Origin of the sequence: Halovibrio variabilis (genome assembly GCF_007991175.1) — a bacterium.
Taxonomy (GTDB): Bacteria; Pseudomonadota; Gammaproteobacteria; order Pseudomonadales; family Halomonadaceae; genus Vreelandella; species Vreelandella variabilis.
Window position 1 is genome coordinate 76,439 of record NZ_BJXV01000009.1, and the last position, 13,696, is coordinate 90,134.

Sequence of the window (13,696 nt, forward strand, 5' to 3'; positions counted from 1 at the left end):
AGCAGACTCACTCATAGTGCTTGCAGGGCTGAAGGCGTTTTTTGCGGCGGGGTGCGCACGCTATCCAATGGCAAGTGCCCCGCCCAGCCAAGGTGTTCAAACAGCGCAATCATGGTGGCATCCAAGGCGCAGGTTAATTGTACACGCTTGGCCAGCACCGGGTGGTCAAACGCCAGGTGAGTGGCTGCCAGCAATAGCCGCGGTGCCGCCAGCTGTTCGGCAAAAAAGCGGTTGTGGACACTTTTACCGTGCTTGGCATCGCCGATAATCGGATAGCCACGACGGGAAAGGTGACGACGAATTTGGTGGCGCCTCCCGGTCAGCGGCCGCGCTTCCACCAACGAGTAGCGCGCCACTGGGTAGCGGTCGACTTGCACCGGCAATTCAACGCTATCCAGACGACGGATATCGGTCATCGCCGGCATGGCGGGCATCTCGGCTTTGGGTCGCGTACCATCTTCCTCTCGCAACGGGTAATCCAAGCGCTGATTTTCTGGGGCTTTGCCGCGTACCACCGCCAAATAGCGCTTGTCTACCTGGCGCTCGCTGAACGCTTCGCTGAGTAGCCCCGCCACTGCTGAAGAGAGCGCAAACACCATCACCCCCGAGGTGGGCCGGTCTAACCGGTGAACGGGATAGACCCGCTTGCCAATCTGGTCGCGCAGCCGCTGGAGCAGAAATTCTGTTTCGCCACGCGCTAACGCCGAGCGATGCACCAAAAGCCCGGACGGCTTATGCACCGCAACGAGGTGCTCATCCTGGTAAAGGATGTTGAGTGGCGTCATAACGCTCCCTGGTAAAACAGCGGCAAAACAATTGACAAAGAAAGGCCGTTATTGTCGCGGCTGGGCAGCGAGATGTCATCCGCTCGATACGGTAATTCTCCTTCTCACCCAGCGCGCGATTTAACAAATACTGAGGTGAGTGAGATCGCACCCCATCACTCACAGGGTAAGCTGGCGCCGCAACCATTAGGCAGCTACCTTAAATGAGCAACGCTACTACACAGCGTTTCCATGGACTTGGAAGGAGAAAATGTTATGCGCTATTCAACACCATTGACGGCTATTGCTGCGTCACTATTACTCGCCACTTCAGCAGCTCAAGCCAACGAAACCCTTGACGTCGAAATGCATAAAGTCAGCGCCGATGGAACCGAAGAGTCGATTGGTACCGTAGCCCTTGAGCATACGGATCACGGTTTATTACTCACGCCTTCGCTGACGGACCTTGAACCCGGCGTTCATGGCTTTCACGTGCATCAGAACGCTAGCTGTGACCCCGCAGAGAATGACGACGGTGAAATGACCGCCGCACTTTCGGCTGGCGGGCACTATGACCCCGAAGAGACCGACACTCACCAAGGCCCTTACGGTGAAGGCCACCTAGGTGATCTTCCGGTGCTGACGGTGAATGATGATGGCGAAGCCAATCTGCCCGTCTTGGCCCCGCGCCTGAGCATGGCAGATATGTCAGGCCGTAGCTTAATGATTCACGCAGGCGGCGATACCTACTCGGATGAGCCGCATCTTGGCGGTGGCGGCGCCCGCATGGCCTGCGGTGTCGTTGAGTCTTAATGCCAGGTTTGCATTTCAGCGCAACAAAACGGGCAGCCAAGTGGCTGCCCGTTTTGCGTTATATGATTAGCTGAACGAAACAGTTAGCTAACAATATTGGCTAAAGCGCGTTACTCGTCGCCAGCCATCTGCATTTGACGCTGCATGTAATTCTGAATACCCACTTTATCGATCAAACCAAGCTCGGTTTCGATATGATCGATGTGATCTTCTTCGTCGGCAAGCAAGTCACGCAGCATATCGCGAGTAACGTAATCTTTAACGCTTTCGCAGTAGGTGATCGCTTCGATGTAATCGTTGCGGCCATCGTGCTCGATTTTTAGATCGCTCTCGAGCATCTCTTTAACGTTTTCGCCGATGTACAGCTTGCCCAAGTCTTGCAGATTGGGCACACCTTCTAGAAACAGGATACGCTCGATAATTTTATCAGCGTGCTGCATTTCTTCGATGGATTCGTCGTATTCCCATTTGGCCAGCGCTTTTAAGCCCCAATCTTTATACATTTTAGCATGCAAAAAATACTGGTTAATCGCGACCAGCTCATTGCCGAGGGCAATATTGAGATGCTGAATAACTTTTGGATCACCTTTCATAACGTCACCTTTTCTACTGTAATGCTGATGCTTAAGCTGTCTTTAAGCTGGCTTTAGATAATGCGATCAAGCAGTTACGTCAATGGAGAAATGTAGACGCACATAGCTATACTCCCAGCGTTCATGGGAGTATAGACAAAGTGACTAAAAGTTCAAGCAAATCATATATTTGCTAACGATAACCCTAACAATAGCGATTCGCGTCACACCGCGTATGCAAGGCCCATATCGGCTTCTTGGCGCGCTTCCTGTAAGGCATCGCGGGTAATCGTTTTAGCAAAGCACGCGCATTTACCACACTGCGTTGCGCAGCCGGTGGCTTCACGTACCTCTCGCCAGCTGCGCGCTCCGTCGCTAACGTGCTGGCGAATCTGATGGTCGGTTACTCCCTTGCACACGCAAACGTACATGGCGACACCTCATAAAAGTCATGAGATGAATGTAAATGATTCGCATACATTTTATCAAGCAGAAATAACTCTTTTTTGTTAGCCATTCGTCTTAACAAGCAACGGCAGCACGATAAGATGTTGTCGCGACTCTACTTTTCGCCCCGCGCCCGCTGGAATTATTTTTTGGGCAAAACTACCGTTTGCGTGTTGGAAGCAATATCCGGCCAGCTACGCCGTTCGGCATCAAATAACACCCATACATAGCCCAAGCCAAACGCCAGCAGCGATACCCAGGCTACCGCGCAGCGAATCAGGCACTGCTTCAAATCCAGCGAGTAGCCATCCAGCGTTTGCACCCGTAGCCGCCATGCCTGCATGCCCAGGGTCATGCCCCCCCGCGACCAGGAGAAAACAAAAAATAGCGTGACAAAAAACACCAGCATGATGCGCAGGCTCCAGATATCGCTGGCCGTGGTGCCAATCTCTTCGGGCTGCTGGCCAAGCACATAGCGGAAAAACACCATATGGACGACGGTCACCGCGATCCAAATCGCTGTGACCAAAAAGCCGTCATACAGCATAGCGCCCAAGCGGCGGCCAAGACCGGCTGGCCATACGCTGTCCAACTGAGTAAAACGTCGTATCTTCATAGCTCTCTCTTTTTGGCTTTTTTACGGCGAATATCGCTAACCATTACGGCGCAGAAAGTAGATCCCAACGCCCGCACACGCCAGTGTGGGCACCAGCACGGCCCAGACGGGGGAAAAGCCGAAAATTGTTGAGGCGGGCGCCAGTAAATCCTGAATATATTTAAAGCTCAGCCCGGTGATAACGCCGTAGAACACGCGGGTACCGGCGGCCACGGTACGCAGTGGGCCAAATACGAAGGAGGCGGCAATCAGCACCAGCGACCCCATGGTGAGCGGCATCAGCATCTTCTGCCAAAAATACAGCAGCGCCTGGTCATTCTGCAGGCCCTGCGCTTCCAGGAACTGGGCATAGGCCCACAGTTCACTGGGCGCCTGGCTCTCAATATCGCGCAACAGCCGCTCTAGCTGGGTGGGCGTAAACGAGGTTTCCCAGCCCATGCTCGCCGTTTGGTCAGACTCGGTGTGATCGTCAAAAATGTGCGTGGTCGCCACGTTTTCCAATCGCCAGGCATCGCCTTCCCAGCGGGCGCGCTGGGCATAGGTGGCTTCGACTAGTTGGCGGCCATCAAAACGGTAGCGGGTTAAGTCGAGCACCACGTCATCGGCACGAATCGCCCCGAATCGGTAAACGCTGTCGCCCTCGATCTGCCAGCCGCTGCGGCTGGTCAGCATGGCGCCTTCCCCCTGGAGTTTTTCCAACCGCCACGCTTCGGCATACTGCTCGGTGCGCGGGCTGACGTACTCGGCGACCAGCAGCACCACGATCACCACCACCAGCACTGGCTTCATCACCCCCCATACAATACGCGCCAGCGATCGCCCAGCAGCGCGCATCACGGTGAGCTCGTTACTGGAGGCCATGCTGCCTAGGCCAATCAGCGCCCCAATTAACACCGCCACCGGCGCATACTGGTAAAAACGCCAAGGGGTGCGCATGAGCAGGTAAAACAGCGCATCCAAGGCACTGTAGCCCACCTGCACATCGTTTAAGTCATCGATATAAGCAATGGTGATATCCAACCCCAACAGCACGAACTGAACGACCACAATGGCCGCCAGCACGTTGCGGGCGATATAACGATCCAGACGATCAATGAACATTAACGCATCCCCTTACGTTGTGAGCGCCACAGCAGTAGCAGGCCCAACCCTAAAAACAGCCCGTGTACCGGCCACACACCCAGGATGGTGGGCCAAGTGCCACTGCCAATCGCATCGACAACCGCGAGCAGCAGGCTGAGATAGGCAACGTATAAAAATACCGCTGGCAGCAGTTTGCCAAAGCGCCCCTGGCGGGGATTAACGCGAGAAAGCGGCTGCGCCATCAAGGCCAGCACAAACACCATCAGCGGAAGCCCTGCCCGCCACTGCCACTGGGCCTGCGCCCTGGGGTTGGGGTTATTCCATAGCGCGGGCGTGGTGGCATACTCCAGTGAATCAAGCTGCTGCCGGTCGTGGCTCAACCCTAGGCGCAGCGTGTAGCGCTCGAAAGTCAGCCGTTCGGCGCTCTTATCGCCTGGCGTCACCCCGTAGCGCTCACCGTCATCCAACACCAAAAAACGGCTGCCGGTGTCGGGCTGGGTTTCCTGATAACCCGAGGCCGCACGGGTAACGAAGTCATGGGTTCCCTCGTCGCCGGGCTGGTTTTGTTCGTGCACTAGCACGTCCTGCATCTCCGTGCCGTCGCTAGAAAAGCCGGCAATATACGCGGTGCGGCCGCCGCCAAACTCTTGAAAGCGCCCAGGCGCCAATACCGAAACATCCAGGCGACTACGCTGTTCTTCCAGTGCGGTTTCGGTTTGCAGCGCCCCATACGGCGTCAGCCACAGGCTGCAGATACCCACCAGCACTGCCACTACGCTGGCAGGCAGCAGGGTCACTTTTAACAGCCGTGAGGGGCTCATCCCACAGGCGACCATGACGATGATTTCGCTGTTCATATACAGCTGCCCATAGGCCAGCAGGATGCCCAAAAAAAACGCCAGTGGTAGGATTAGCTCCATAAAACCAGGCAGGTGGAACATCATTAGGCTGCCTAACATGGTGACCGGGATATCGCCTTCCGCCGCGTCCGAAAAATAGCGAATAAAGCGGCTGCCCATGATCACCAGCAGCAGAATACCGGCGACTGCCGACATGGTCAGTAACACTTCGCGAGTTAGATATCGAAATAAAATCAACGCGCTCTCCGGCTAGTCGTGCAGGATGCCATGCAATACGGCCATGGCTTGGGTACACTAATCAAACGTTAAATAGCGGGTCATTATCCCGAATCCCTCGATGCTTGTCTTGTTGGAGACGTCATGGAATTTTCCGTTCAGACTGCTAACCCGGCCAAAGCCGAAACGGCCTGCTTTTTGGTGCCGGTTTTTAAAGCTGGCGAGCTACTGCCCACCGTCGCCAAACTGGACGACGCCAGCGAGCGCCTGATTGGCCAACTACTGGAGCGTGGCGACTTTGATGCCGCGTTGGGCAATGTGCAGCTGGTCCCCTTTGCGCCGGGCCTGGGCGCCGAACGCATCCTACTGGTGGGCTTGGGAGAGCGCGAAAAATGCCAGGAAGCGGCTTTTATCAAAGCCCTGGACGCTGCCATGATGGCACTGATCAAACTGCCTATCGATGAAGCCAGCGTAGTTTTTAACGATGTGCCACTGGCTGACCGCGACGCGGCATGGAAAGCGCGCAAAGTCATGGAAGCCGCGGAGCGAGCGATTTATCGCTTTGACCAGTTCAAATCCTCGCCTGCTCCCGCCCCTAGCCTCGCCAAGCTCAACTTGATTATCAGCGACATCGATGCGGCCCCGCTGGTTAAACAGGGCGCGCTGGTGGGTAACGCCATTGGTCAGGGCATTAACTACACCCGCACCCTGGGTAATTTGCCCGCCAATGTCTGCACGCCCCGCTACCTAGCTGACCAGGCACAGCAGTTGGGGCGCGACTCCAAAGGCGCGCTGGCAATCGACATTCTCGATGAAGAAGCGCTAGAAGCCTTGGGCGCAGGTTCTTTGCTCTCAGTCGGCCGTGGCAGCAAAGAGCCCTCGCGTCTAATTGTGATGAAATACCAGGGCGCGGAAAGCGCTGATGAAGCCCCCCATGTGCTGATCGGCAAAGGCATTACCTTCGATACCGGCGGCATTTCGCTCAAGGCCGGCGAAGGCATGGACGAAATGAAGTTCGACATGTGCGGCGCCGCCAGCGTGTTCGGCACCGTTAAAGCCGTACTGGCGATTAAGCCCAAACTCAACCTGGTGTTTATCGTGGCCGCCGCGGAAAACATGCCCGACGGTCACGCCACCAAGCCCGGCGATATCATCAAGACGCTCAAAGGGCTGACCGTCGAAGTGCTTAACACCGATGCGGAAGGCCGCTTGGTACTCTGCGATGCGCTGACTTACGCCGAGCGTTTCACTCCGGCCAGCGTAGTGGATATTGCCACCCTCACCGGCGCGGTGATTGTGGGCCTGGGCCACCATGCCACCGGCCTGCTCTCCAACGACGATGACTTGGCACTCGATCTGCTGGATGCGGGCGAAGCCGCCTGGGATCGCGCCTGGCACCTGCCGCTGTGGGACGAGTACCAGGAACAGTTGGAGTCCAATTTTGCCGATCTGGCCAATATTGGCGGTCGCCCGGCGGGCACGATTACTGCAGCGTGCTTTTTGTCACGCTTTGCTGATCACTTCCCCTGGGCACACCTGGATATTGCCGGTACCGCCTGGCACTCCGGCAAGCAGAAAGGCGCCACCGGGCGCCCTGTGGGGCTACTAACCCAGTACCTGCTGGACCGTGAAACCGACGCCCAAGTAGAAAATAGCGACACCCAATAGCATAACGCGTCATCACAATCAGGCGATCAACGGTTGCCTTTCGCAAGCGCAACCGTTACACCTGAAAGTATTAGCGTGTGCCGACGCCATAAAGGCACACGCTACTCCTAATGACACGCTCATATTTGCCCTTCGGGGCCTGGCTCTAGCGGAGACAACACGCCGTGCCCACAGCTTCAGATACCCAGTTTACATCTCAGTTTGAAACCCTGCCGTCCAATCAGCCGATGGCCGATGAGATCCGTGCCAACATCCTTAACAATCCCGGTTTTGGCAAGCACTTCACCGATCACATGGCGCATATACGTTGGACCGTCGACGCCGACTGGCATGGCCATCAGGTGCGCCCCTATGGCCCCTTGACGCTCGACCCGGCCGCCTCTGTGCTGCATTACGGTCAGGAGATTTTTGAAGGCATTAAAGCCTACCGCCACGCCGACGGCTCTATCTGGACGTTCCGCCCGGAGAAAAATGCCGAGCGTTTCCGCCGCAGCGCCCGCCGGTTAGCGCTGCCAGAGCTTTCCGACGCAGACTTTATCGGCTCGTTGAAAGCCCTGCTGGCCCAAGACCACGCCTGGGTGCCAACGCCCGCCAGCGCTTCTGATGAGTGCAGCCTCTACCTGCGCCCGTTTATGATCGCCTCTGAAGCGTTTCTGGGCGTGCGGCCAGCGCATGAGGTCGATTACTACGTGATTGCCTCACCGGCGGCGGCCTACTTTAAAGGCGGCGTTGCCCCGGTGTCGATCTGGCTCTCTTCGCACTACAAGCGCGCCGCCCCAGGGGGCACCGGCTTTGCCAAGTGCGGTGGCAACTATGCCGCATCGCTAGCCGCGCAAAAAGAGGCCGAAGCCCACCAGTGCGGCCAGGTCGCGTTTCTCGATGCGGCCGAAAACAAGTGGGTGGAAGAGCTGGGCGGCATGAACCTGTTCTTTGTTTTCAAAGATGGCCGCTTAGTGACCCCGCGCCTGACCGACACCATTTTGGAAGGCGTCACGCGCAACTCGGTATTGACGCTTGCCAAAGAGGAAGGCCTAACGCCGGAAGAGCGCCCGATCAGCATCGACGAATGGCGTGAAGGTGCCGCCTCCGGCGAGATCACCGAAATATTTGCCTGCGGCACCGCCGCGGTAATCACACCGGTGGGCGAGCTGGTCTCTGAGCACGAGCGCATTCGCCTCACGGCAGGCGACGCCAATAACGACAGCAATGAAGTCGCCATGCGCTTGCGCACCAAGCTGCTCGACCTTCAGTACGGCCGCAGCGAAGACAAGCATGGCTGGCTCACCCAACTGGTTTAAGCTGTTTTTAACCCCAACGCTTCACTCCTCATCGCCGCCGCAACGTTTGCGGCGGCGCTGTTTGGAGCCGTTCACTCTGGAACCGCTATGGCGCGCATTGATTTCTACATTTTGCCCGATACGACCTTGGAAGCGCGCTTACAGTTTGCCTGTAAACTCGCCGAAACCATCTGGCGAAAAGGCTACCGCCTGCATCTGCACTGCGAAGATAAAGCCCTCGCCGAGCAGGCCGACGACGCGCTGTGGAATTTCCGCCCGGACGCCTACCTTCCCCACGCCCTGGAAGACAGCGAAATGGCCGCCAGCGTGCCCATCACGCTAGGCTGGCAGCAACTGCCGGTGCCCACAGAAGAAACCGCGCTGCTAAACCTGCACCCCGACATTCCCGACGGCGTAGAAAACTACGCGCGGATCGCCGAGATAATTAACCAGCACCAACAAGTGCTCGTCGCCAAACGCGCCTGCTGGCAGCGCTATAAAGCATTGGGCCATGAAGTTGTGCCGCATAAGTTGGGGTAGCGACCCTGGGGACACATTTGATATGAGCCAGCCAACCGGCGAAGCGGCAATACTGGTCAACGAGCCCTGGGGATTGATAGATTCGGCTCGAAACGTTCACTGTTACGGAGCATATCGACTGTGTCTTTAGACCCTGCTGCTGAACTCGCCATTGCCTTAGACTCAGGCAACTGGGCACACTATTTTGATGCACAAAGCCGCAAACGCGGTCAGGCACTCGCACGCCAGGGGCGGGTGACACTAGGCGGCTTAGAGCATACCGACCAAACGTATTTTTTAAATGGCAGCGTCGACGGCAATACGGGCAATTATTCGGTTCAAGCATTTATTCAACAGCAAGATCGTCGCCTGGCGCTGTTTACGAGTTGCGACTGCCCTGTGCACATGAACTGTAAGCACGGTGTCGCGCTGATCCAGACGTTTATGAATGAGGTGATGCCTCACACGCCAACCGACCCTATCAGCGAAAGCGCCGCTGAATCAGATATCACCCAAGCGCACGAGCGCCAATGGCAACGCTGGCTCAACCGGTTCAACAAGACGCATGAAGACGACGCTCAAAACGTGGAAAGTGATCGCCGCCTCGCGCTCTTTTTGTCTCTCGACAAAGGTTACCGCGCTATCAGCGTGCAGATTGCTGCCGTATGGCTGCGCCCCTCCCGTGCGCTCAAGGGCGCAGCAGCCAAGCGCTGGGTAGACCCTATCGGCATCCAGCGTCAGCCAACGGGGCTAAAACCTGCCCCAGCCAGTGGCTGGCCCGAAGGTGTGGAAGAAAATCTGCAGCTGCTCTTGCAGGGCGCCCCCCAACGCCACCGCGATATTAGGACAATTGAAGAGTATCCCCTGGCAACCGACCTGCAACAGCGGGCACTCCTTCGTTTGCTTGAAAGCACCGAGCCGCCGCCGATCTTCCACAACAAGCAGACCGGCGCGGCGCTGCACTACACTCCAGATCGCACGCTAACCCTCGACTGGCAGCTAGGGGAGGATGGGCTGCAGCATCCTGTCGCGTTGCTCGATGATGTCCCGGTGGACAATCACCGCGTCGCGCTGGTGGCGATCGGCAACGCCCTGTGGCAATTCGATCTTAACCAAGCGTGCTTTGGTCCTGTTGAGGGCGACACGACGCTGTTTACCCAGTTGGAGATGGCCCCAGGATTGCCGCCTGAAAAAGCCGCTTGGCTGGCCCAACAACTTGAACAAATGCCGCAGCGGCCCAAGCAGCTAAAGGCCCCTGCTGCGCCCGTAAAACGTCAGATCAACGATGTTAAACCGACGTTATCAATGCATATGCAGCTACTGGCACTCGCTCAGCCGAACCGTGCTGCACCTACCGATACGCTAGGCCTAGGCATTTTACGCATTGATTATGACGGTATTTCAGTGCCACTCGATGACACATCACAGGTACATTTTCAGCAAGGAAATGAACTGGTTGATATAACCCGTCAGCCAGAAACGGAAAAAGCCCTCGTCCGTCAACTGCCCAGCGGCATGGCCCCGCTGGTAACGCTGTTGGCGCAATCCAATCAGCCCTCGGAGGACTTCGACCCGGCCAGTATGGTGCTGCTGCGTGACCAGCAATTGCCCACCCACATAGAAGAGTGGCCCGACTGCCTGGCAACTCCCGATGAGTGGTGGCCGATGATCCACCAGCTGCGCCAGCAAGGCGTTGCCATTACCTTTGATGACGACTTTCCCGACGAGCCGACCTACCTCACCCCCGATGCCTGGTATGGCGAGCTTGAGGAAGGTGGCGGCGGCTGGTTCACGCTCTCGCTGGATATTGATCTGGAAGGCGAACGCGTCAGCTTGCTGCCACTGCTGGGGCAGCTACTCGATCACCCAGACTTCCCCATTGAGCCCGAGCCCGGCGAGGTTGAAGATGCCACTTGGAATGTCGCCCTGGGCGATAACCATTTCGCCGTACTCCCCCTTGGGCGGCTGCGCGAGCTAATGTCACCCATCATCGACTGGCTGCGCGACAATCCCGGCCGCGAAACACTGGCGCTGCCCGTTACTCAGGCTAGCCAGTTGGACGCCCTGGCCAAGCAAGAACAGTGGCAAGGGCGAGAAAATGTACAACAGCTGGCCGCCGCGCTGCACCAACTGCCACCAGCGTTACCCACCCCGGAGGCCTTCGCTGGCACGCTGCGCCCCTATCAGGCCGAAGGCATTGCCTGGCTGCGTTTTCTGGCGACGCTCAATATCGGTGGCATTCTCGCTGACGACATGGGGCTGGGCAAAACCATTCAGGTGCTGGCGCATATTCTTGATGAGCGCCAGCGTGGCAATCTCAACGGCCCAGTACTGATCGTTGCCACCACCAGCCTGGTGGGCAACTGGCAGGCCGAAACCGCACGCTTTGTGCCCACCCTGAGCGCGCTGGCGGTGGTCGGCAGTAAGGCGGCGCGCGCCCGCTTGTTGGAACGTATGGGCAGCGCCGATATCGTCATTACCACCTACCCCCTGCTGATTCGCGATATCGAAGCGCTAAGCGCCCAGCGGTTCAGTCTTGCGGTTTTTGATGAAGCCCAAGCGATCAAAAACCCCGCCGCCCAAACGGCCAAAGCCGTGCGGGGGCTAAACGCAGAGCGCCGCCTCGCCTTGACCGGCACCCCGCTGGAAAACCATTTGGGCGAACTATGGGCTGAACTCGATGCCATTAACCCCGGCTTTCTTGGCAGCCAGCAGTGGTTTGGCCAACATTACCGCCGCCCCATCGAACAGCACGCCGATAGCGATGCCCGGGCGCGGCTCTTGCGCCGCATTCGCCCGCTGCTGCTAAGGCGTACCAAACAAGAAGTGCTCACCGACCTGCCTGAGAAGACAGACATTCAGCGCAGCGTCGAACTGGTCGGCAAGCAGCGCGAGCTCTACGAGAGCCTTCGCATCGCCCAGCATGAGCGCTTGCGCCAATCGATCGAAAAGCGCGGCTTGGCGCAGTCTGGCATCGTGATGCTCGACGCCCTGTTAAAACTCCGTCAGGTCTGCTGCGACCCACGCCTGGTCAAGCTCGATAGTGCCCAGCGCGTCACCCGCTCCGTGAAGCTGGAGCTACTGCGTGAACTGCTGCCCGAGCTGATTGACGAAGGGCGCCATATCCTGGTGTTCTCGCAATTTACCGAGATGCTCGACCTGATTAGCGACGCGCTGCAGCAGGATAAGATTGCCCACCTGATGCTCACCGGCCAGACCCCCAATGCTAAGCGCAGCGACTACGTGACGCAGTTCCAGCGCGGCGACGTGCCCGTCTTCTTGATTAGCCTTAAAGCGGGCGGTGTCGGGCTCAATCTCACCCAAGCAGATACCGTGATCCACTACGACCCCTGGTGGAACCCCGCCGTGGAGGCCCAGGCCACCGGCCGCGCCCACCGGATTGGCCAGCAGAACCCGGTGTTTGTCTACAAGCTGGTGGCTAGCGGCACGGTCGAGGAGCGCATTATGGCCTTACAAACCCACAAAGCCGACCTTGCCAGCTCGATTCTGGCTCCCGAAACGCACCCACAAGACGACAAAGGCAAGCTTGCGTTTGACGAAAACGACCTCGCCGAACTGTTTGCGCCTTTGGACGCCTGATATGTCGAGCTTAAACCTTCGACGGTTTCCGCTCGCCGTTATCGTCATCGCCCAACTGTTTGGCACCTCGCTATGGTTTAGCGTTAATGGCGTTGGTTTGGCGCTGCAGGAGGCCGTGGGCCTTAGCGAGAGCGATTTAGGTCTGCTCACCATCGCCGTTCAGGCGGGGTTTATCAGCGGCACGCTGCTGATCGCCACCACCGGTCTTGCCGACCGCATTCGCGCCAGCCACCTGTTTGCGGTCTCGGCTGTTCTCGGCGCGCTGATCAACGCTGCGTTTATCGGCGTGGCCGAAAGCGTCACGCTGGCCGCTATTGCGCGCTTTGCCACCGGGCTCTGTCTGGCGGGGATTTATCCGCTGGGCATGAAGTTGGTGGTGAGCTGGACACCCAGCCACGCAGGCGCCGCGCTGGGTTGGCTGGTGGGCATGCTGACGCTGGGCATTGCCTCGCCGCATCTACTGCGCGGTTTAACGCTGCACTTACCCTGGCAGTGGCCGCTGCTGCTTGCCTCGCTGTTGGCGCTGGTCGCCGCGCTGATGATTTTCAAACTGGGCGTTGGGCCGCACCTTCCTGCCATCGCCAAAAGCGGCCGCCCCTGGGCCGGGTTAGCCGCCTTTAGGCAGCCGCGTTTTCGTGCCGCTGCGCTGGGTTATTTTGGCCACTGCTGGGAGCTGTATGCCCTGTGGGCGCTGGTGCCGTTCCTGGTCGCCCGGGAGCTAGAGCGCTTGGGCGCCACCAATGGCGCTCAACCGTGGCTAAGCTTTGCGGTCATTGCACTGGGCTTGCCCGGTTGCGTGCTGGCGGGCAAATGGAGCCGCCACATCGGCAGCGATCGTGTGGCCTGCGTGGCGCTGGCAGTCTCCGGCGCGCTGTGTTTGATTTATCCCCTGCTTGGCAGCGCATCGCCCTGGCTTTTGTTGGCGCTGCTCGGCGTATGGGGCGTTAGCGTGATTGCCGATTCCGCGCAGTTTTCTGCGCTGGCTTCGGCGACTGCCCCACCCGAGCGGTTGGGGGCGGCGCTGGCGATGATGAATGCGATTGGCTTTGGGCTGACCATCCCCTCCATCGCCCTGGTTACCGCGCTGTGGTCGAGCCAGTCGCTGGCAGTGATTTGGTGGCTGCTGCCGGGGCCCATCCTCGGGCTAATCGCCATGCGCGGGTTTTCCGCCCATACCATGACGGTCGATAATCGAGCGTGAGTAGCCCCTGACGATCCATGCGCTATCGCGGTATACTCTTGCGCTATACATTTTCATATT

At 58.1% G+C, this 13,696-nt stretch carries 12 protein-coding genes; 6 read left to right on the forward strand and 6 right to left on the reverse strand.

Going from position 1 to position 13,696, the window contains the following annotated elements:
- Positions 1–11: 11 nt before the first annotated feature.
- A complete protein-coding gene (locus HVA01_RS08610) occupies positions 12–785 on the reverse strand; it encodes a pseudouridine synthase (protein WP_146874872.1) in 774 nt (257 codons plus the stop codon).
- 255 nt (positions 786–1,040) lie between these two features.
- On the opposite strand from HVA01_RS08610, the gene sodC reads away from it, so the two are divergent.
- Positions 1,041–1,577 (forward strand): superoxide dismutase family protein, encoded by a 537-nt coding sequence (gene sodC / locus HVA01_RS08615; protein WP_146874874.1) that lies wholly within the window; start codon positions 1,041–1,043, stop codon positions 1,575–1,577.
- Between the two features lie 110 nt (positions 1,578–1,687).
- Here the strand turns inward: sodC and bfr are convergent, their stop codons facing one another.
- The 5 genes from bfr to lptF form a co-directional block, all read right to left on the reverse strand.
- Entirely contained in the window at positions 1,688–2,170 is a 483-nt protein-coding gene (gene bfr, locus HVA01_RS08620; protein WP_146874876.1) for a bacterioferritin, read from the reverse strand.
- A gap of 203 nt (positions 2,171–2,373) precedes the next feature.
- On the reverse strand, positions 2,374–2,580 hold the full coding sequence (locus HVA01_RS08625; protein ID WP_146874877.1) for a (2Fe-2S)-binding protein: 207 nt from the start codon (positions 2,578–2,580) through the stop codon (positions 2,374–2,376).
- Between the two features lie 158 nt (positions 2,581–2,738).
- Entirely contained in the window at positions 2,739–3,212 is a 474-nt protein-coding gene (locus HVA01_RS08630; protein WP_146874878.1) for an RDD family protein, read from the reverse strand.
- 36 nt (positions 3,213–3,248) lie between these two features.
- The gene (gene lptG, locus HVA01_RS08635) at positions 3,249–4,313 is read right to left on the reverse strand and encodes an LPS export ABC transporter permease LptG (protein WP_146874880.1); all 1,065 of its coding nucleotides are present in this window, start codon (positions 4,311–4,313) and stop codon (positions 3,249–3,251) included.
- A complete protein-coding gene (gene lptF / locus HVA01_RS08640) occupies positions 4,313–5,392 on the reverse strand; it encodes an LPS export ABC transporter permease LptF (RefSeq protein ID WP_146874882.1) in 1,080 nt (359 codons plus the stop codon). Before lptF ends, lptG begins: the two co-directional genes overlap by 1 nt.
- Before the next feature lie 123 nt (positions 5,393–5,515).
- Here lptF and HVA01_RS08645 point away from each other — a divergent pair, with 123 nt between their 5' ends.
- From HVA01_RS08645 to HVA01_RS08665, 5 genes are all read left to right on the forward strand, one after another.
- The gene (locus HVA01_RS08645; RefSeq protein WP_146874884.1) at positions 5,516–7,039 is read left to right on the forward strand and encodes a leucyl aminopeptidase; all 1,524 of its coding nucleotides are present in this window, start codon (positions 5,516–5,518) and stop codon (positions 7,037–7,039) included.
- A 164-nt stretch (positions 7,040–7,203) separates the two neighbouring features.
- A complete protein-coding gene (locus HVA01_RS08650; protein ID WP_146874886.1) occupies positions 7,204–8,337 on the forward strand; it encodes a branched-chain amino acid aminotransferase in 1,134 nt (377 codons plus the stop codon).
- An 87-nt stretch (positions 8,338–8,424) separates the two neighbouring features.
- The gene (locus HVA01_RS08655; protein WP_146874888.1) at positions 8,425–8,856 is read left to right on the forward strand and encodes a DNA polymerase III subunit chi; all 432 of its coding nucleotides are present in this window, start codon (positions 8,425–8,427) and stop codon (positions 8,854–8,856) included.
- Between the two features lie 120 nt (positions 8,857–8,976).
- Positions 8,977–12,435, forward strand: coding sequence for a DEAD/DEAH box helicase (locus HVA01_RS08660; RefSeq protein ID WP_146874890.1), 3,459 nt, complete (start codon positions 8,977–8,979; stop codon positions 12,433–12,435).
- Position 12,436: 1 nt separating this feature from the next.
- On the forward strand, positions 12,437–13,636 hold the full coding sequence (locus HVA01_RS08665; protein ID WP_146874892.1) for an MFS transporter: 1,200 nt from the start codon (positions 12,437–12,439) through the stop codon (positions 13,634–13,636).
- Positions 13,637–13,696 lie beyond the last annotated feature (60 nt).

What these genes read in the sequence shown, in the direction of transcription:
- HVA01_RS08645 (WP_146874884.1), top strand. Translation starts at nt 5,516, where the DNA reads ATGGAATTTTCCGTTCAGACTGCTAACCCGGCCAAAGCCGAAACGGCC.
- sodC (WP_146874874.1), top strand. Translation starts at nt 1,041, where the DNA reads ATGCGCTATTCAACACCATTGACGGCTATTGCTGCGTCACTATTACTC.
- lptG (WP_146874880.1), bottom strand. Translation starts at nt 4,313, where the DNA reads ATGTTCATTGATCGTCTGGATCGTTATATCGCCCGCAACGTGCTGGCG.
- HVA01_RS08655 (WP_146874888.1), top strand. Translation starts at nt 8,425, where the DNA reads ATGGCGCGCATTGATTTCTACATTTTGCCCGATACGACCTTGGAAGCG.
- HVA01_RS08665 (WP_146874892.1), top strand. Translation starts at nt 12,437, where the DNA reads ATGTCGAGCTTAAACCTTCGACGGTTTCCGCTCGCCGTTATCGTCATC.
- HVA01_RS08630 (WP_146874878.1), bottom strand. Translation starts at nt 3,212, where the DNA reads ATGAAGATACGACGTTTTACTCAGTTGGACAGCGTATGGCCAGCCGGT.
- HVA01_RS08610 (WP_146874872.1), bottom strand. Translation starts at nt 785, where the DNA reads ATGACGCCACTCAACATCCTTTACCAGGATGAGCACCTCGTTGCGGTG.
- HVA01_RS08625 (WP_146874877.1), bottom strand. Translation starts at nt 2,580, where the DNA reads ATGTACGTTTGCGTGTGCAAGGGAGTAACCGACCATCAGATTCGCCAG.
- bfr (WP_146874876.1), bottom strand. Translation starts at nt 2,170, where the DNA reads ATGAAAGGTGATCCAAAAGTTATTCAGCATCTCAATATTGCCCTCGGC.